Here is a 17,559-nt window from a genome sequence, read left to right as displayed (position 1 = left end):
GCACCGTGGCGGGGCGCAAGCTCGGATTCTGGCGACGGCTCGCGGTCTGGCTGGTGCTGCCCGCTCTGCGCGTCTGGACGAAGCGCACCTGGACCGGGGTGGAGAACCTGCCGCCCGGCGGCGGTTTCATCGTCACGCCGAATCACATGTCCCAGTTCGACCCGCTGCTGGTCGCGCACTTCATCTACGACTCCGGGCGGTGGCCGCGGTTCCTGGCCAAGGCCAGCATCTGGCGGGTCCCGTTCGTCGGCTTCATGCTCCGCAAGACCCAGCAGATCCCGGTGGAACGCGGCAGTGTGGAGGCGGTGAAGTCCCTCGACTCGCTCATCGACGCCCTGCACCAGGGCGGCGTGGTGGTGATCTATCCCGAGGGCACGACCACCCGCGAGCCCGACCTGTGGCCGATGCGGGGCAAGACCGGCGCGGCCCGGTTGGCGCTGGTCACCGGCGCCCCGGTCGTGCCGATGGCGACGTGGGGCGCCCAGCAGGTGCACGACGTCCGGACCGGCAAGGTCTCGCTGGGCCGCCGGGTGCCGGTGCGGGTGAGCGCGGGCAAGCCGGTCGACCTCAGCCGCTGGCAGCGGGAGGCGCCCACCCGCGCGGTGCTGGAGCAGATGACCGAGGCCATCCAGCTGGCGACCCGGGATCTGCTCGCCGAGTTGCGCGATGAGCAGCCACCCCCGCTCTACCAGGTGTCGCGCCGCACCTGGAACACCGGAACAGACGGCGTGGGCGAGCGAAGCGAGGGTCACGAGGACATGCGGAAAGACGGCGGAGCATGAGGCGCGCGGCGGTGCTGGGCGCGGGCGCCTGGGGTACGGCGTTCGCGAAGATCCTGGCGGACGCGGGCGCGGGGGTGACCATGTGGGCCCGCCGCGAGTCGGTGGCCGCCGCCATCCGGGCGGACGGCATCAACGAGACGGCGCTGCCCGGCGTCAAGCTGCCCGATCGGGTCACCGCCACCAGCGACCTCGCCGCCGCCCTCGACGGGGCCAGCTTGGTCTTCCTGGCGGTGCCGTCGCAGACGCTGCGCGGCAACCTCGCCGACTGGGCCGGTCACCTGCCGCCGGACTCGACCCTGGTCTCGCTGATGAAGGGCATCGAGCTCGGCACGACCAAGCGGATGAGCCAGGTCATCGTGGAGACCGCCCGGGTCGACATGGACCGGGTGGTGGTGGTCTCCGGGCCCAACCTGGCGCCCGAGATCGCCGCCGAGCAGCCGGCCGCGACCGTGGTGGCCGGCACCGACCCCGACCGGGCGCAGCTCGTGCAGCAGGCCATCGCGCTGCCCTACCTGCGGCCGTACACGAGCGACGACGTCATCGGGTGCGAGCTGGGCGGTGCGGTCAAGAACGTCATCGCGCTCGCGTACGGGATGGCCACGGCGATGGGCATGGGTGACAACACCAAGGCCTCGCTGATCACCCGCGGGCTGGCCGAGACGGCCCGGCTCGGGGTGGCGCTGGGCGCCGACCCGATGACCTTCGCCGGCCTGGCCGGGCTGGGTGACCTGGTCGCCACGTGCTCGTCGCCGCTGTCGCGCAACCGGACCTTCGGCGAGCACCTGGGCCGCGGCGAGTCGCTGGAGGAGGCGCAGCGCGCCGCCCGGCAGACCGCCGAGGGCGTCAAGAGTTGCCTGGCCATCCGGGACCTGGCCCACGCGCACCACGTCGAGATGCCGATCACCGAGCAGGTGGAGCGGGTGTGCCACGAGGGCGTGGATCCCCGGGTGGCCGTGAAGCTGCTCATGGGCCGGGAGATGAAGCCGGAATGACCTTCGCGGGGGACGGGACCCGGGTCGTGCACGCCGGGCTGCCCGAGCCGGTGCCGGGCGAGCCGTTCCTGCCGGGCCCGGTGTTCGCGGCGCCGTACCACCTGGATCCGGTCGACGGCCCGGGAGTCAACGGGTACGGGCGCCCCGACAACCCCACCCGCCGCGCGCTCGAAGGGGCCATCGGTGAGCTGGAGGGCGGATCCGCGCTGGCCTTCGCGAGCGGGCAGGCGGCGATCACCGCGTTGCTGCTCTCGACGCTGCGCGCCGGCGACACGGTGGCGCTGCCGTCGGACGGCTACTTCACCGTGCGCGCGTTCGCCGAGGGCACGCTGCGCGGCCTCGGGGTGCGGACACTGCTGGTGCCGACCGCGGGGCCGTACCCGTCGTTCGAAGGGGTCCGGCTCGTGCTGCTGGAGACGCCGGCCAACCCGGGCCTGGACGTCTGCGACATCCGTACGGTCGCGGCCGCGGCGCACGCCGCCGGTGCGCTGGTAGCGGTGGACAACACCACGCCGACGCCGCTCGGCCAGCGCCCGCTGGAGCTGGGCGCCGACCTGGTGGTGGCCTCCGGCACGAAGGCGCTGACCGGCCACTCCGATGTGCTGCTGGGCTACGTGGCCACCAACGACGAGGAGCTGCTGGCCAAGGTCACCACCTGGCGGGCGCAGACCGGTGCGGTGCCGGGGGCGTTCGACGCCTGGCTGGCCCACCGTTCGCTGGCCACCCTGGATCTGCGGCTGGCCCGGCAGAGCGGGAACGCCGTGGTGCTGGCCGAGTTCCTGGCCGGCCGCGACGACGTGCACGGGGTGCGTTTCCCGGGGCTCGCCACCGATCCGTCGTACCCGATCGCGACCGCGCAGATGCGCCGCATCCCCGGCATCATCTCCTTCGACCTGGGCAGCGCCGAGCGGGTGGGCCGGTTCCTGGCCGCCGCCGAGCTGGTCTTCGCCGCCACCTCGTTCGGCGGCCTGCACACCACCGCCGACCGGCGCGCGCAGTGGGGCGACGACACCGCGCCCGGCTTCCTCCGGCTCTCCTGCGGCATCGAGGACGCGCCGGATCTCGTCGCCGACCTGACGGCCGCGCTCGACGCGGCCTGAGAACGGCTACTACGGTCTGCGGCCATGGCGTGGAGCAGCTTCAGCGGGGATCAGATAACGGCGCTGGCGCAGGGGGAGAGCCTGTTCGTCCGGCCCGGTGAGCGGGAGTGCCCGTCCTGCGGCCGGCGCAGCGTGCGGGCGTACGTGACCGCGCCCGAGAACGCCCGGCGCCCGACCCTGGTCAGCTACGTCTGGTGCACCGCCTGCCGCAAGTTCGTCGGCACCCGGGCCAGGCACCCGGAGGGTCTGGTCTTCTCCGACCCGCTCGCCATGCTGTCCCCGGCCGAGCGTCGCGAGCTGGAGCGCAGCCTGGTCGGCTTCCTCGCGCACCTCGACGAGCTGTGGGAGGCCGGGGCCCTGCCGCAGACCTTCACCGCCGGCTGACCCGCACACGACGGCCCCGAATCCGACGGCCCCGAATCCGACGGTCCCGAATCCGACGTTGCGCGCGGGCCGCGCTGGCTCTATGGTTCGTTACATGAGTAATGAACCGCAGAACTAGGGAGGCTGTCGTGTTCCACGACCGCAGTCCCATCTATCAGCAGATCGCCAACGGCATCAAGGACGACGTCCTGAGCGGGACGCTCAAGGAGGGCGAACAGGTCATGTCCACCAATCAGTACGCGGCGTTCTACCAGATCAACCCCGCCACGGCGGCCAAGGGCTTCGCCCAGCTGGTCGACGAGGGCGTGCTCTACAAGAAGCGCGGGATCGGCATGTTCGTCAGCCCGGACGCCCGCGCCCGGCTGCGCGACCAGCGCCGCGAGCGGTTCTTCGCCGACGTGGTCGCCCCGATGCTCGCCGAGGCCCGGATGGTCGGCGTCGACATCGACGAGATCGTGGCATTCCTGAAGGACGGCCCGCGATGATCTCCCTGCGCGACCTCACCGTCCGCTACGGCGACACCGTCGCGGTCGACGGCCTCACCCTCGACCTCGAGCCCGGCAAGATCTACGGGCTCCTCGGGCGCAACGGCTCCGGCAAGACCAGTCTGCTCAGCGTCCTCGCGTCCTACCGCCGGGCCACCGCCGGCACGGTGCGGTTCGACGGTGCCGACCCCTTCGAGAACCGGGCGCTCGTGCGCGACATCGCGTTCATCCGCGACAGCCTCGACGTCACCGAGCAGGACCGGATCGCCAAGGTCCTCGACTTCGCCGCCCGGCTGCGCCCGAGCTTCGCCGCTGACTACGCCGAGCACCTGGTCGACGTCTTCGAGCTGGACCGCCGCAAGCGGGTCTCGGCGTTGTCGCGGGGGCAGCGGTCGAGCCTCGGCGTGGTGCTCGGGCTGGCCGCGCGGGCCCCGCTGACCATCCTCGACGAGGTCTACCTCGGCATGGACGCCGGCGCGCGGGCGGCGTTCTACCGCGAGTTGCTCGCCGACTATCTGGCCCACCCGCGCACGATCATCCTGTCCACCCACCTCATCGATGAGGTGGCCGGCCTGTTCGAGCAGGTGATCGTCATCGACCGGGGCCGGCTGCTGCTGCACGAGGACACCGAAACCTTCAAGGCCCGTGGGGTCGCCGTCACCGGGCCGGTCGCGGCGGTCGACGCGTTCGTCGCCGGGCGCACCGTGCTGAGCGAGCAGAGCCTGGGCGGTGTCCGGCAGGCCACCCTCTATGGCGCGCTGGACGACGACGAGGCCACCCGGGCCCGGGCGGCCGGGCTCACCCTGGCCCCGGTCGGCGTCCAGGACCTCTTCGTCCATCTCACCTCCGGTGCCGCCGACGGCACCCGCCGAACGGAGGCACTGCGATGAGCCCACGCCGGCTCGTAGCCCTCAACCTGCTCCGCATCTACCGGCCCGTCGCCCTGTGGTTCTGGGCCACGATGATCTTCTGCGTGGGCATCGGCATGACGGTGGTGACCATGCTCACCGAGCCGACCTTCAGCCTCTGGCTGGTCATCGCCGGCGCGGCCGCGAAGTACTGGCTCGGCGTGGTCGGGGTGCTGCTGGTCAGCCTGCACCTGCGGCAGTTCGTCGCCAACGGCGTCACCCGGCACGACTTCCTGGCCGGGGCGGCGATCGCCGGGGTGCTGGTGGCCGTCCTGTTCGCCGCCGCCGTGCCGCTCGGGCACGCGGGCGAGCAGCTGCTGATGAGCCTCGGCGGTCCGCTGCCGGTGGGATATCCGGCCACGTCGTTCGGCACCGCGCTGCGCGAGTTCGGTCACGTCCTGCCCGCCGCACTGGCGTTCCTGGCGACCGGCGGGGCGGCCAGCGCGGGCTTCTACCGCTTCGGCGCCTGGGGTGGGCTGGCGCTGCTTCCGCTCGCCGTGCTGCCGGTGGGGGCGGCGGAAGCCCTGCTCGGCGTCAACGAGGAGGGCGGCTTCGACGTGCGGTTCGTGCCCTACGCGGCGGCGGTGCTGATCACGCTGGCGGTGACGGCGCTCGCCACCCTGCTGTACCAGCGGGAGCTGCGCGACGTCGCCATCCGACGGGGCGCCACCTGAGACTGCCGGGGCTCGCTCAACCGCCGTGGTTCAGCGCGAACGCGTAAAGCCAGTCGCGCTGGGCCTCGGTGTCCGGGACCGGCAGGCCACGCGCCTGCGCCACCAGCTCCAGCGCCGGCTCCGGGCACACGCCCAGCATCACCAGCGTGGCGCAGGCCAGCAGGGTCGAGCGGCCGATGCCGGCGAAACACTGCGTCACCACGAAGCGGCCCGCCCGGACGTGCGCGGCCAGCCGGACGCCGAGGGTCACGACGTCAATGTCGGTCATGTCGCCGGCCCGCGGGATGCCCCGGTCGGCGATCGGAAACGAGAGGAACTCGATGCCGGCCGCCGAGGCGGCGGCCGCCACCTCGGTGAGCCCGAGCCGGCGATCCTCCTCCCAGGTCAGCGCCGAGACGAAGACATCGACGCCGGCCGCTGCCAGGCCGGTCATCTCGTCGGCCAGCCAGTCGCCGCCACGCGGGTGCGCCATCGTCGCCAGCCGCCCCGGACCGGGCCAGGCGATCACGTGCAGCGTCGGTCTCATCGACTAGGCGCAACCGCTCGGGACGCCGGCGGTGACCGACTTGTCGGTCTTCACCACGATGTCGGAGAACTCGTTGGCCCACTGGGCCGGCTGCGCGTACTGCTTCGGCACGGTGACCCGCACCGGGACCTCGCGGTCCATGGTCGTGAAGATGGTGGCGGCGGCCTGCGCGTCGGCATACCAGCAGACCCTGTTCATGGTCATCAGCTCGGTGTCCATCGGCACGCAGCCCGTGCCGGTGTCGTCCAGCGACGCGCACATCTTCGGCCGGGCTACGCCGCAGGCCACCGTCAGGGCCGGCTCGCCGTAGGCGGCGTTCTGCTCCGGTCCGGCGCTGACCTTGCGGGCTGCCAGGTCGCGCACCTTGATCGGCAGTTGCGACGTCACGGCCAGGCACACCTCGGCCGGGCGGGCCGCCAGCGCCGGCGCGGCCATCGGCACCGCCGCCGTCGGCACGACCGCCGGCTGGGTGACCGCCGGGCTCGGCGCCGCGCTGCCGGCCTCCGGGACGATCCGCGTGAAGATCAGCAGACCGACGAGCACCGCGACCGGTACGGCGACCACGGTCGCCCACAGGGCGGCGCTGCGGGTCGTCCGGTCCGGTGCCGGGGGCTGAGAATCGGGGCGCACGTGTACGTCGACCATGTCAGAGATTTACCACGGAGCAGGTGACCGTCCGCGTGATGCCCGGCACGTACTGGATTTTGCTCACAATCATCCGGCCCAGTTCATCGACGCTGTGCGCCTCGCCCAGTACCACGACGTCGTAGGGCCCGGTGACCGCGTCGACGCGCACCACACCATTGATTTTGTCGATTGCGGCGGCCACGTCACGGGCCTTTCCGACCTCCGTCTGGATGAGGATGTATGCCTGGACCACGATCAGACTCCTATCCGCCGCCGCAGGCGACCCGAACGTGAAACTACAGTACGGAGCCGGTCGACAGCGCGGTTGCCGGGCACGCTGAACTCGAGAGGAACGGTGGGACGTTGAGCATCGCGGAGGCGGGGGAGTTCGGGCTCATCGCCCGGATCGTCGCGCGGCTCGAAACCGGCGCCGCGAGCCTGCTCGGCCCGGGTGACGACGCCGCGCTGGTGGCGGCGCCGGACCGGCGGGTCGTCGCGAGCACCGACGTCCTGGTCGAGGGCCGGCATTTCCGGCGGGACTGGTCGAGCGCCACCGACGTCGGGCACCGGGCGGCGGCGGCGAATCTGGCCGATATCGCCGCCATGGGGGCGAACCCGACCGCCCTGCTGGTCGCCCTCTGCGTGCCCACGGATCTCGAGGTGCGGTGGGCCGAGGACCTGGCGGGCGGGCTCTCCGCCGAGGCGAGCCTGGTCGGCGCAGGCGTGGTCGGCGGCGACATGTCGTCCAGCCCCACGCTCACCATCGCGGTCACCGCCCTCGGCGACCTGCAGGGCCGCGACCCGGTCCTGCGCAGCGGCGCGCAGCCCGGCGACGTGGTGGCGCTCGCCGGCCGCACCGGGCACGCCGCCGCCGGCTACACCGTGCTCTCCCGGGGCTTCCGGACGCCGAAGCTGCTGGTCGAGGCCTACCGGCGGCCCGAGGTGCCGTACGCCGCCGGTCCCGCCGCGGCCCGGCTCGGCGCCACCTCGATGATCGACATCTCCGACGGGCTGCTGCAGGACCTGGGCCACGTCGCGACGGCCAGCGTGGTCGGCGTCAACCTCGAACGGGCCGCCTTCGAGGTGCCCGACCAGATGCGCGACGCCGCCTCGGCGCTCGGCGTGGACCCGTATGTCTGGCTCCTCGCCGGCGGCGACGACCACGCCCTGGCCGCGACGTTCCCGCCCGGGGTGGCGCTGCCGCCGGGCTGGCGCGCGGTCGGCAGCGTGCACGAGGGCACCGGCGTCACGGTCGACCGGCGGCCCTGGCAGGGCGGCACGGGCTGGGACCACTTCCGCTGAGTCGTTAATGTTGGGCGGCGTGGAAGAGATCAAGGTCCGCGAGGCCGGATTCGGCGAGCCCGCGGTGCAGCGATTGATAGCCGAGGCGATGGCCGAGCTGAGCCGGCGGTACGACGGGACGAGCGACGACACGCCCGTGGCAGCCACCGACTTCGCCCCGCCCGGCGGGGCGTTCTTCGTCGCCTACGCGGGTGCTGAGCTGCTGGGATGTGCCGGCTGGCGTGCGCACGGCGAGGACGCGGAGCTCAAGCGGATGTTCACGATGCCGGCGGCGCGCGGGCGCGGGGTGGCCGGCCGGGTGCTCGCCGCGATCGAGGAGTCGGCCCGCGAGCGCGGCCGCAAGCGGGTGATCCTGGAAACCGGCGACAAGCAGCCGGAAGCGATCGGGTTGTACCTCAAACGCGGATACGAGCGCATCGAGGACTTCGGCTACTACAAGGGTGAGGAGGGCGTGCTCTCCTACGCCCGGGTGCTCTGACCCTTCGCGGGCACGCGAAAAGCCCGCTGGTTCCGAGGAACCGGCGGGCTGTCGCGATGCTGAGGGTTAGGCGCGGACGACCTTGCCGGCCTTGATGCACGAGGTGCAGACCTTGAGCTTCTTGGTGTTGCCACCACCGGCAGGGGTGCGCACCGACTGGATGTTCGGGTTCCAGCGGCGGTTGGTCCGCCGGTGCGAGTGGGACACGTTGTGGCCGAAGCCCGGTCCCTTGCCACAGACGTCGCACACGCTAGCCACGGGGTACTCCTGGGATTGAAAGCAATTGAGGGTGCCCCGGACGGCGAACATCCGGGCAACCTGGCCAGATTACCCGATGGTCGGGTGGGACAGCCAATCGCCCCTGCCCAGACCCGGCACCGACCCCGGCATCCGGCGAATGTCGGTGCTGCTTAGTACGCTTTTCGCGTGCTGGACTCCCTGGACGCCGCCGCGGTACGCCGCTGGTGCGGTGGTGGGCTGGCCGCGCTCCGGGCGCACCAGCGCGAGATCGACGAGCTGAACGTCTACCCGGTCCCCGACGGCGACACGGGCACCAACCTCGTGCTCACCCTGACCTCGGCCCAACAGGCCCTGGACGCCGCCCCCGAGCAGCCGGCCGGCTCGGGCGGGCTCGGCCAGGCGATGCGCCTGATGGCCCGGGGCGCGCTGCTGGGGGCCCGGGGCAATTCCGGCGTCATCGTGTCGCAGATCCTGCGCGGCATGGCCGACGCCTTCGCCACCGGGGCGGCGGTGCGGGGCGGCGAGCTCACCCGGGCCCTGCGCACGGCCAGCGAGGCGGCCTACGCGGCGGTGGCCAAGCCGGTCGAGGGCACGGTTCTGTCGGTGGTGGCGGCCGCGGCCGAGGGCGCGCGAAAGACCGCCTCGGACGATCTGGTCGCGGTGGCCCGGGCCGCGGCCCGGGCGGCGGCGGAGGCCCTGGCGCGGACGCCCCAGCAACTGCCGATCCTGGCCCGCGCGGGGGTGGTCGACGCGGGCGGTCGCGGCCTGGTTCTTCTCCTGGAAGCCCTGGTCGAGGCCCTGAACATCACCGGCACCCCCACTCCCGCCGCCGACCCGGAGGGCTCGGCCGGAGGCAGCCCGGATCCGGGCTGCCTCGCGGCGGCCCGAGCCGATTCGCCCACGACCGACGCCGGGTGGCCGGATGCCGCGCGGACGGCAGCTGGTCGGTCCGGTGCGCCTCATCGAGGCGAGGTCACGCGGGGGAGCGCCCCGGGGGGCTTCGGATACGAGGTGCAATACCTGCTCGACGCGACGCCCGAGGCCGTCGAGCCGGCGCGGGAGACCCTCGGCGGGCTCGGCGACTCGCTGGTGATCGTCGGCACCGGCGACGGGGAGCCACCCACCTGGAACGTCCACGTGCACGTCGCCATCGACGACGTCGGCGCCGCGATCGAGGCGGGCATCGCCGCCGGCCGGCCGCACCGGATCTCCGTCACCCGCCTCGAAGACACCCGCCTCGAAGACACCCGCCTGGAAGACACCCTTCTGGAAGACACCCGCCTCGAGGAGGCCCGGAGCACAGCCGCCCGGCATGCGCACCATCCCGGGCAGACTCCCGAGCAGCCGCATCCGCCGGCGACCGCCCGCACACCGGATCCCGAGGCGCGCGCCACGGTGGTCGTCGCCGCCGGGGACGGGCTCACCGCGATCTTCGCCGCCGAGGGCGCCACCGTGGTCGACCGCAATCCGTCGATCGCCGAGATGCTCGCCGCGATCGCCGCCACCGGGGCCGGCCGGGTCGTGCTGCTGCCCAACGACACCAACACCCACGCCGTCGCCCAGTCCGCCGCGCGGGAGGCCGCCGCCGCCGGCGTGCGGGTCAGCGTCGTGCCCACCCGGTCGCCGGTGCAGGCCCTCGCCGCGCTCGCCGTGCGCGATCCCGGGCGGCGGTTCAGCGACGACGTCATCGCCATGGCGGAGGCCGCCGGCGCCTGCCGCTACGGCGAGGTCCGCACAGCCGGCCGGGAGGCCCTCACCGTCGCCGGCCGGTGCCGCCCCGGCGACCTGCTCGCCCTGGTCGACGGCGAGGTGCACGTCATCGGCGCCGACCTGGAGGAGGTCTGCCGCCGGCTCCTCGACGGGCTCCTCGGCGGCGGCGGCGAGCTAGTCACCCTGGTGCTCGGCGCGGACGCCCCGGCCGAGCTCGAGGAACGGTTGCGCGGCCACGTCACCAGTGCGTGGCCGTTCGTCGAGTTGCAGAGCTACGCGGGCGGCCAGCCCCGCTACCACCTGCTGGTAGGAGTGGAATGACCGACACGAAGACCGTGACCACCACCGCCACCCCGCTGGCGAAGGTGCTCGGCGCGGCCAAGGCCAAGGCGCTCGCCACCCACCTCGACCTGCACACCGCCGGTGACCTGATCTACCACTTCCCGCGCCGCTACGACGAGCGTGGCGAGCACACCGATCTGCGCAAGCTCGAGGTGGGCGAGCAGGTCACCCTGCTGGCCCAGGTCAAGAGCACGACGGTACGGCCGATGCGCCAGCGCCGCGGCACCATGCTGGAGATCACCGTCGGCGACGGCTCCGGGGCCACGCTGACGTGCACGTTCTTCAACCAGGCCTGGCGCGAGCGGGAGTTGCGGACCGGCCGGTGGGGGCTGTTCGCCGGCAAGGTGACCGACTTCCGCGGCAAGCGCCAGCTCAACGGGCCAGCATACCAACTGCTCAAGGCCGACGCGACCGAGGACGAGGCGGCCGAGGAGATCGAGGAGTTCGCCGGCGCGCTGATCCCGGTATATCCGGCTGCGGCCGCCCTGCCGACCTGGACGATCACCCGGTACGTGCGCGAGGTGCTGGAGACCTTCCAGCCGCCGGACGACCCGTTGCCGGGCACGGTCCGGGCCAGCCGCAACCTGATCGGCATCGGCAAGGCCCTGCGGGAGATCCACCGGCCCAGCTCCGAAAGGGACCTGCACCTCGCCAAGTACAGGCTGAAGTGGGACGAGGCTTTCGCCGTACAGCTGACGCTTGTGCAGCGCAAGGCCCGGGCGGCCGCGTCGCCCGGCAGGTCCCGGCCGCGCGGGAAGGCCGGGCTGCTGGCCGCGTTCGACGCTGCTCTGCCCTACCAGCTGACCGAGGGTCAGGCCCAGGTGGGCGAGGAGATCGCGGCCGATCTGGCCCGCGCGCATCCGATGCACCGGCTGCTGCAGGGTGAGGTCGGCTCGGGCAAGACGCTGGTGGCGGTCCGGGCGATGCTGCAGGTCGTCGACGCGGGCGGGCAGGCCACGCTGCTCGCCCCGACCGAGGTGCTGGCGACCCAGCACCACCGCAGCATCGGCGCGCAGCTCGGCGCGCTGGGCCGGGCCGGTGAGCTCGACGGCGACCCGAACGGCACCCAGCTCACGCTGGTCACCGGGTCGCTCGGCGCGGCGGCCCGGCGGGCCGCACTGGCCAAGGTCGCCGACGGCAGCGCCGGCATCGTGGTGGGCACCCACGCGCTGCTGTACGAGGGGGTCGACTTCCACGATCTCGGCCTGGTGGTGGTCGACGAGCAGCACCGCTTCGGCGTGGAGCAGCGCGACGCGCTGCGGGCCAAGGCCGCGCAGCCGCCGCACGTGCTGGTGATGACGGCGACGCCGATCCCGCGCACGGTCGCGATGACGGTGTACGGCGACCTGGAAACATCCACTTTGTCCCAGCTGCCGCGCGGCCGCTCGCCGATCGCGTCGCACGTGGTGCCGCCGGAACGGCCCGCGTTCCTGGAGCGGGCCTGGCAGCGGGTGCGCGAGGAGGTCAAGGCGGGTCACCAGGCATACGTGGTGTGCCCGCGGATCGGCTCGGCGGAGGCCGAGGAGGGCGAGGAGCCACCAGGCGACTCCGATCCGGCCCGCCGCCCGCCGCTGGCCGTCATGGAGGTCGCGCCGATCCTGGAGGAGGGCCCGCTGCACGGGCTGCGGCTCGGCATCCTGCACGGCAAGCTGCCGGCGGACGAGAAGGACGCGGTCATGCGCCGGTTCGCGGCGGGGGACCTGGACGTGCTGATCGCGACGACGGTGATCGAGGTGGGCGTCGACGTGCCCAACTCCACCGTCATGATCATCATGGACGCCGACCGCTTCGGCGTCTCGCAGCTGCACCAGCTGCGCGGCCGGGTCGGCCGGGGCTCGGCGCCGGGCATCTGCCTGCTGGTGACCGAGGCGGCGGAGGGCACCCCGGCCCGCGAACGCCTCGACGCCGTGGCGTCCACAACGGACGGTTTCCGGCTCGCGGAGCTCGACCTCGAACAACGCCGCGAGGGCGACGTGCTGGGCGCCTCGCAGTCGGGCAAGCACAGCCACCTGCGGCTGCTGTCGCTGCTGCGGGACAGCAAGCTGATCACCGAAGCCCGCGCGGAGGCCATGGAACTGGTCGCCGACGACCCGACCCTGGCGAAGTACCCGGCGCTGCTGGCCTCGATCGCGGCCCTGGTGGACGAGGAACGCGCCGAATATCTGGAAAAGGGATGATCCTGCGCGGCTGACCCCGCGTGGTGCGGAGAAAGGGGTGCGCCGGCCGGTGGCGGCCGACGCACCCCTGTCTGTCAGGCGCTTGCTGGGCTTGCTGGTGGATCAGGCGGTGAAGGTGACCTTGCGCCGCCGGGCGATGAAGAAGAGCGCGCCGCCCGCGATGAGCAGCAGGGCCGCGCCACCCGCGATGCCGCCGGCCACCGGGCCGGTGACGGGCAGACCGGGATCGTCGGAGTCGCCGCCGCCGCCACCGCCGTTGTCACAGTCGACCTCGCCGAGCGTGGCCTTGACCGGCTCCACGTCCAGGCCCGGGAAGTCGATCGTCGCGAAGGTCGCCTTGCTGACGTCGAAGGTGACCTTCGCCGACTTGCCGGCCGCCACGGTCACGGACTTGGTCTTGTCGCCGTAGGTGACCTTCGCGGTCGCCGGCACGACGCCCTTGGGGTTCTCCACGGTGATCGTGACGGTCTCGCAGTCGTTCTCCACGGTGATGCTCGGCAGCGGGCAGTCGGCCGGCGGCGTCCAGTTGTAGACGACGTCCTTCATGCCGTCAGCCGAGACCGTGATGGTGCCCGAGCCGGCCGGGACGTTGACGGTCTCGCCCTTGCCCTTGGTCACCGTGACGGTCTTGCTGAACGCGCCCGCCTTGACGGTGAAGTCGATGGGATACCGGTCGGTCAGGCCGTCGTTGCTGAGGTTGACGGCCACCGTGCCGTCACACTGCGACAGCGGCTCCACCGCGGGGGTCTGGCAGCCGTTCGCACCGCCGTTGAACCAGCCCTGCGGGCCCACCGAGCGGCTGCCGAGGCCGTTCCTGCTGCCCAGCTTGCGGTCGCCGTAGCGCTTGCCGTCCTTGGTGATCTCCGAGATGACGTCGTCCTTGCCACCGAAGAAGAGGTCGACCTGGGTGTTGCACTTCGGCACGTCGACGGTCAGGGTCACCGAGCGCTGCTCGTTGGTGATCTCGTCGGTGTCCTGGTCGAACGCGTACTGCGGGACCGAGAACTGCGGCTTCGGCGCGAAGTAGGAGACCAGCGTGACCGGCTCGCCCTCGCAGAGTTTGATGCCCTCGTCGAGGGTGACGGTCGCGGTGGACCCGTCCTCCTTCACGGCGAAGGTGTGCGTGAACTTCGCCTGACCGGGCTGGACGCAGGTCTCGGCGGGCGGCGAGCACGGGCCGGTGAGCTGGACCTTGCCCTCGCGCCGTTCGTCCGTGTAGCCGTCAGAGGGCCAGCGGGAGATGAAGGAGACGACGGCCTCGGTGGCGTCGGCCGCCGTGATCCGCTGAACAACGACCTTCTTGCCCAGACCGTGGTAGTACTCGGCCTTGGGGATGACCGTGCCGTTCTGCAGGTCGTCGACGGCATTGGGCGCCGTTGTCAACTCTCCGACGGTGGCGTCAGTGCCGAAGTCGTTGGTCAGCGTCCACGTGACGATCCGGGCGCCGTTGACGCAGTCGGCGACACCGGTGATCGAGGTGGCGTGGGCGCTGGCGGGGCCCGCGGTGACCGCGAGTCCGGTCAGGCCGAGAAGCGCGCCTGCGAGGACGGTCGCGGCGCGCTTGAGCGGGGAGTTCAACTTCACGCGTACTCCATGTGACGGCGGAACAAGGGGCACGGCACAGGAAGACGGCACGCTCCCGCCAAGGAAAGCGGGGCCAGCGACAACGCCTCCCCGCGCCGTCGAACCGACAGCGTTTCGTCGGCGATTCGGCCTGACGATAGCTACTTAGACGGTCCTGGGAAACACCTCAGGTGTCGCTAAGGCTGTTGTGGCTTATCCGAGATAAATGGTTTACCGAGAGGTACGTCATCGATGCGGTGAGTGTCGATCTGTGGCACTTTTTCCTACAATGGACGGCGAAGGGGCGCGCCGACCGGGTGATGGCCGACACGCCCCTTTTGCGCGGAACTGATCAGGCGGTGAACTTCACCTTGCGGCGACGGGCCATGAAGAACAGGCCGGCACCGACGGCGAGGAGCCCGCCCGCGCCACCCGCGATGCTGCCCGCGGCGGCACCGGTCAGCGGCAGGCCGCCACCGCCACCGTCGCTGTCACAGTCGTTCGGCTGCTCGTACTCGATGGTCGTGGTCTCGGAGAAGCTCTGGCCCTGGACGGTGGCCGTGAACGTCAGCTTGATCGAGAAGCCCGGCGTGGCGCTGAAGGTCTCGCTCTTCTTCTCGCCCGGCTTGATGACGAGGGTGCGCTCCTCGCCCTTGCTGGTCTTGAACTTCAGCGTGAACTTGACGCCGTCGACCGGGTTGTCCAGGCCGATCGTCATCGTGTCGCAGTCGGCCTCGAAGATCGGCTCCGGCTCACCGGGCAGGTCCGCCGGGACCTCCGGCGGAGTCGTCGGCTCCTCGGGGGTCGCCGGCGGCTCCTCGTCGACCGGGGGCGGCGGCTCCTCGCCCGGGGTCTTCTCGCACTTGCCTTCGAAGGTGACTTTGCCGGTCTTCTCGGCGACGTTCCTGTTGCTCCACTCCGCCCCGACCGTCAGGGAAGCGCCCTCGTGCTTGGCGGACACCCGCTGGACGCCGGTGAGCGGCTGGTTGTCAGCCAGCTCTTCGCCGGTCACCGCGAGCTTCGCGTTGTCGATCTTGGTGTCCTCGGGAGTCAGGGCCACCTTGGTCCACTTGTAGGTCGGCGGGTTGTGCTCGTAGCCAGACTTGGCGTTGACCGTCCAGGTCACCAGCCAGTCGCCGGTCACGGTGTCACACTTGGCCACACCGGAAACCTCGTTGTGGTGGGCGCTGGCGGGCCCGGCGAGCGCGAAGGCGCCACTCAGGCCGATGAGCGCACCTGCGGTCAGAACCGCGGTGCGGCGCAGCGGGGACTTGAAGTTCACGCCTACTCCTGTACAGAGATCGAGGGGGTACGGCGCGGGAAAGCTAGGGGCGGCAACCATCGCGGGATCGGCGCGATGGAGCCAGCGACGACGCCTCCCCGCATCGTCGAGCCGACAGCGTTTCGTCGGCGGCCGACCGACCATAGCCAAGTTCGCGAATATGGGAAAGCCTTAAGCGCGCCTAAACGCGTTGATGCGGATTCGAAATCTTTAATGCACCGTAAGCGTTTGCGGCAATGCGTTCCGTGGTTGTCGGGCCGGTGATGGAGCGGTTAAATTCACTCCGCCAGGGCCGGTTCCCAGTGGTGGCGTAGCGTCATGGCGTGCTATCCGCAGACCCTCTTGAGGCCGCATGACCAGGATCATCGCCGGTGCACACGGCGGCCGCCGGCTCGCCGCGCCACCCGGTGCGCAGACCCGGCCCACGTCGGATCGGGTCCGGGAGGCTTACTTCAGCGCTCTCGGCACCATGACCGACTTGGCCGGTGCCCGGTTCGCTGATCTTTACGCCGGTTCCGGGGCAGTCGGACTGGAGGCCCTCTCGCGGGGCGCTAGCTACGCCCTGCTAGTGGAGGCCGACGCCAAGGCGTCCCGGGCCATCCGGGACAACATTGTCACGCTCCGTGTCGGCAATGCCGCCCGGCTGATCACCGGCAAGGTCGCCCAGGTGCTCGCCGGCCCGCCCGAGGGTGGTCCGTTCGACATCGTCTTCGCCGATCCGCCGTACGCGGTGAGTGACGACGAGGTCGCCGAGGTTCAGCAGGCGCTGGTGCGGCACGGCTGGCTCGCCGACGACGCGGTGCTGACCTTCGAGCGCTCGACCCGAACGGCGGTCCGCGGTGAGCCGTTGAGCTGGGTGGACGGCGTCACCGAGGAACGCAGCCGGCGTTACGGGGAGACCACGCTTTGGTACGGTCGCCGATCATGAGACGCGCGGTCTGTCCCGGGTCCTTCGACCCGGTCACCAATGGCCACTTGGACATCGTCGGCCGGGCCAGCCGGCTCTTCGACGAAGTCATCGTGGGCGTACTGATCAACCACTCGAAGTCCGGGCTGTTCGCGGTCGAGGAGCGCATCGAGATGCTCCGGCAGGCCACGGCCTCGTACGGCAACGTACGGGTCGAGTCCTTCCACGGCCTGCTGGTCGACTTCTGCCGGGCGCAGGGCGCCGCGGTGGTCATCAAGGGCCTGCGGGCGGTCAGCGACTTCGACTACGAGCTGCAGATGGCACAGATGAACATCGGCCTCTCCGGCGTGGAGACGTTGTTCATGCCCACCAATCCGCTGTACTCGTTCCTGTCTTCCAGTCTGGTCAAAGACGTGGTCAAGTGGGGCGGGGACGCCTCGTCCTACGTCCCGGACTTCGTCGGTGAACGACTCGTGACCCGACTGCGGCAAAACTGACGGCGTGCCCTTCGCGGTCGCATAGTCGGGTACGGCAGTAACGTGATCGCACCACTCAGCGTGAGTGCGAGATGACAGGAGTGAGGCGCCGGTGGATCCGCTCGACCGCATCGACGAGATCATCTCCATGGTGGAGGCGGCACGCTCGGTGCCGATGTCCCGGACCAACTTCATGTTCGACCGCGGCGAGATGATCGCGCTGCTGGAAGAGCTGCGCGCCGAGCTGCCGAGCGACCTGCGCCGGGCGGTGGCGCTGCTCGAGGAGCGTGACAAGATCATCGACGCGGGCAAGCGCGAAGCGGACCGGATCATCGGCGAAGGTGAGACGGAGCACGCCCGGCTGGTCTCGGTCAACGAGATCACCGTCTCGGCGGAGCACGAGGGTGCCCGGATCGTCGCCGAGGCCCGCTCCGAGGCGCAGCGACTGCGCGAGGAGGTCGACGACTACGTCGACACCGCGCTGGCCAACTTCGAACAGTTCCTGACCAGGGCGTTGTCGTCGATAGAGCGTGGCCGCGACAAGATGCACGCGCTGCGGGAGATCGGCACGTTCCAGGGCGAGGACAACGAGCGGCCGCTGCCG

Annotated in this window: 20 protein-coding genes; 14 read left to right on the top strand and 6 right to left on the bottom strand. The window is 71.4% G+C overall.

The genetic code is table 11. The features are described from left to right. The first annotated feature begins 5 nt into the window (after positions 1 to 5). From DMB66_RS46075 to DMB66_RS46045, 7 genes are all read left to right on the top strand, one after another. Positions 6 to 782, top strand: coding sequence for a 1-acyl-sn-glycerol-3-phosphate acyltransferase (locus DMB66_RS46075; protein ID WP_125810446.1), 777 nt, complete (start codon positions 6 to 8; stop codon positions 780 to 782). Further along, complete coding sequence (locus tag DMB66_RS46070; protein ID WP_125810445.1) at positions 779 to 1,774, top strand: NAD(P)H-dependent glycerol-3-phosphate dehydrogenase; 996 nt, start codon at positions 779 to 781, stop codon at positions 1,772 to 1,774. The genes DMB66_RS46075 and DMB66_RS46070 overlap by 4 nt, the downstream gene beginning before the upstream one ends. Next, on the top strand, positions 1,771 to 2,874 hold the full coding sequence (locus DMB66_RS46065; RefSeq protein ID WP_125810444.1) for a cystathionine gamma-lyase: 1,104 nt from the start codon (positions 1,771 to 1,773) through the stop codon (positions 2,872 to 2,874). Before DMB66_RS46070 ends, DMB66_RS46065 begins: the two co-directional genes overlap by 4 nt. Positions 2,875 to 2,898: 24 nt before the next feature. Continuing rightward, positions 2,899 to 3,258: a hypothetical protein gene (locus DMB66_RS46060; RefSeq protein WP_125810443.1), complete on the top strand. Its 360-nt coding sequence runs from the start codon at positions 2,899 to 2,901 to the stop codon at positions 3,256 to 3,258. 128 nt (positions 3,259 to 3,386) lie between these two features. After that, positions 3,387 to 3,743, top strand: a complete 357-nt coding sequence (locus tag DMB66_RS46055; protein ID WP_125810442.1) for a GntR family transcriptional regulator — start codon at positions 3,387 to 3,389, stop codon at positions 3,741 to 3,743. Further along, positions 3,740 to 4,633, top strand: coding sequence for an ABC transporter ATP-binding protein (locus tag DMB66_RS46050; protein ID WP_125810441.1), 894 nt, complete (start codon positions 3,740 to 3,742; stop codon positions 4,631 to 4,633). The genes DMB66_RS46055 and DMB66_RS46050 overlap by 4 nt, the downstream gene beginning before the upstream one ends. Next, positions 4,630 to 5,325: a hypothetical protein gene (locus tag DMB66_RS46045; protein WP_125810440.1), complete on the top strand. Its 696-nt coding sequence runs from the start codon at positions 4,630 to 4,632 to the stop codon at positions 5,323 to 5,325. Before DMB66_RS46050 ends, DMB66_RS46045 begins: the two co-directional genes overlap by 4 nt. A 16-nt stretch (positions 5,326 to 5,341) precedes the next feature. Here the strand turns inward: DMB66_RS46045 and DMB66_RS46040 are convergent, their stop codons facing one another. From DMB66_RS46040 to DMB66_RS46030, 3 genes are read right to left on the bottom strand one after another with little or no spacing between them, the layout of a single operon-like run. Then, positions 5,342 to 5,851: a tyrosine protein phosphatase gene (locus DMB66_RS46040; protein WP_125810439.1), complete on the bottom strand. Its 510-nt coding sequence runs from the start codon at positions 5,849 to 5,851 to the stop codon at positions 5,342 to 5,344. Positions 5,852 to 5,854: 3 nt separating this feature from the next. Further along, the gene (locus DMB66_RS46035; protein WP_125810438.1) at positions 5,855 to 6,496 is read right to left on the bottom strand and encodes a DUF3515 family protein; all 642 of its coding nucleotides are present in this window, start codon (positions 6,494 to 6,496) and stop codon (positions 5,855 to 5,857) included. Position 6,497: 1 nt separating this feature from the next. Then, positions 6,498 to 6,731, bottom strand: coding sequence for an Lrp/AsnC ligand binding domain-containing protein (locus tag DMB66_RS46030; protein ID WP_125810437.1), 234 nt, complete (start codon positions 6,729 to 6,731; stop codon positions 6,498 to 6,500). A gap of 110 nt (positions 6,732 to 6,841) precedes the next feature. Here DMB66_RS46030 and DMB66_RS46025 point away from each other — a divergent pair, with 110 nt between their 5' ends. Together DMB66_RS46025 and DMB66_RS46020 are read left to right on the top strand one after the other, a co-directional pair. Further along, the gene (locus DMB66_RS46025; RefSeq protein ID WP_125810436.1) at positions 6,842 to 7,780 is read left to right on the top strand and encodes a thiamine-phosphate kinase; all 939 of its coding nucleotides are present in this window, start codon (positions 6,842 to 6,844) and stop codon (positions 7,778 to 7,780) included. A gap of 19 nt (positions 7,781 to 7,799) precedes the next feature. After that, the gene (locus DMB66_RS46020; protein ID WP_125810435.1) at positions 7,800 to 8,258 is read left to right on the top strand and encodes a GNAT family N-acetyltransferase; all 459 of its coding nucleotides are present in this window, start codon (positions 7,800 to 7,802) and stop codon (positions 8,256 to 8,258) included. 66 nt (positions 8,259 to 8,324) lie between these two features. On the opposite strand, the gene rpmB is transcribed toward DMB66_RS46020, so the two are convergent. Next, positions 8,325 to 8,516, bottom strand: a complete 192-nt coding sequence (rpmB, locus tag DMB66_RS46015) for a 50S ribosomal protein L28 (RefSeq protein ID WP_023561910.1) — start codon at positions 8,514 to 8,516, stop codon at positions 8,325 to 8,327. 168 nt (positions 8,517 to 8,684) lie between these two features. On the opposite strand from rpmB, the gene DMB66_RS46010 reads away from it, so the two are divergent. Together DMB66_RS46010 and recG are read left to right on the top strand one after the other, a co-directional pair. Next, positions 8,685 to 10,529 (top strand): DAK2 domain-containing protein, encoded by a 1,845-nt coding sequence (locus DMB66_RS46010; protein WP_125810434.1) that lies wholly within the window; start codon positions 8,685 to 8,687, stop codon positions 10,527 to 10,529. After that, positions 10,526 to 12,727, top strand: coding sequence for an ATP-dependent DNA helicase RecG (recG, locus tag DMB66_RS46005; protein WP_125810433.1), 2,202 nt, complete (start codon positions 10,526 to 10,528; stop codon positions 12,725 to 12,727). The genes DMB66_RS46010 and recG overlap by 4 nt, the downstream gene beginning before the upstream one ends. A gap of 102 nt (positions 12,728 to 12,829) precedes the next feature. On the opposite strand, the gene DMB66_RS46000 is transcribed toward recG, so the two are convergent. Both DMB66_RS46000 and DMB66_RS45995 read right to left on the bottom strand, forming a co-directional pair. Beyond that, positions 12,830 to 14,311 (bottom strand): cell wall anchor protein, encoded by a 1,482-nt coding sequence (locus DMB66_RS46000; RefSeq protein ID WP_125810432.1) that lies wholly within the window; start codon positions 14,309 to 14,311, stop codon positions 12,830 to 12,832. Between the two features lie 331 nt (positions 14,312 to 14,642). Beyond that, positions 14,643 to 15,572, bottom strand: coding sequence for an LPXTG cell wall anchor domain-containing protein (locus DMB66_RS45995; protein ID WP_125810431.1), 930 nt, complete (start codon positions 15,570 to 15,572; stop codon positions 14,643 to 14,645). A gap of 352 nt (positions 15,573 to 15,924) precedes the next feature. Here DMB66_RS45995 and rsmD point away from each other — a divergent pair, with 352 nt between their 5' ends. The 3 genes from rsmD to DMB66_RS45980 form a co-directional block, all read left to right on the top strand. Further along, the gene (gene rsmD / locus DMB66_RS45990; RefSeq protein WP_125810430.1) at positions 15,925 to 16,500 is read left to right on the top strand and encodes a 16S rRNA (guanine(966)-N(2))-methyltransferase RsmD; all 576 of its coding nucleotides are present in this window, start codon (positions 15,925 to 15,927) and stop codon (positions 16,498 to 16,500) included. After that, positions 16,497 to 16,976, top strand: coding sequence for a pantetheine-phosphate adenylyltransferase (gene coaD, locus DMB66_RS45985; protein WP_125810429.1), 480 nt, complete (start codon positions 16,497 to 16,499; stop codon positions 16,974 to 16,976). The genes rsmD and coaD overlap by 4 nt, the downstream gene beginning before the upstream one ends. A 91-nt stretch (positions 16,977 to 17,067) precedes the next feature. Then, the coding region (locus DMB66_RS45980; RefSeq protein WP_125810428.1) for a hypothetical protein at positions 17,068 to 17,559 on the top strand (492 nt) is incomplete at its 3' end.

This window comes from Actinoplanes sp. ATCC 53533, assembly GCF_003947245.1.
Note: the sequence above shows the minus strand (reverse complement) of the source record. Positions and strands in the feature narration are given on the sequence as shown.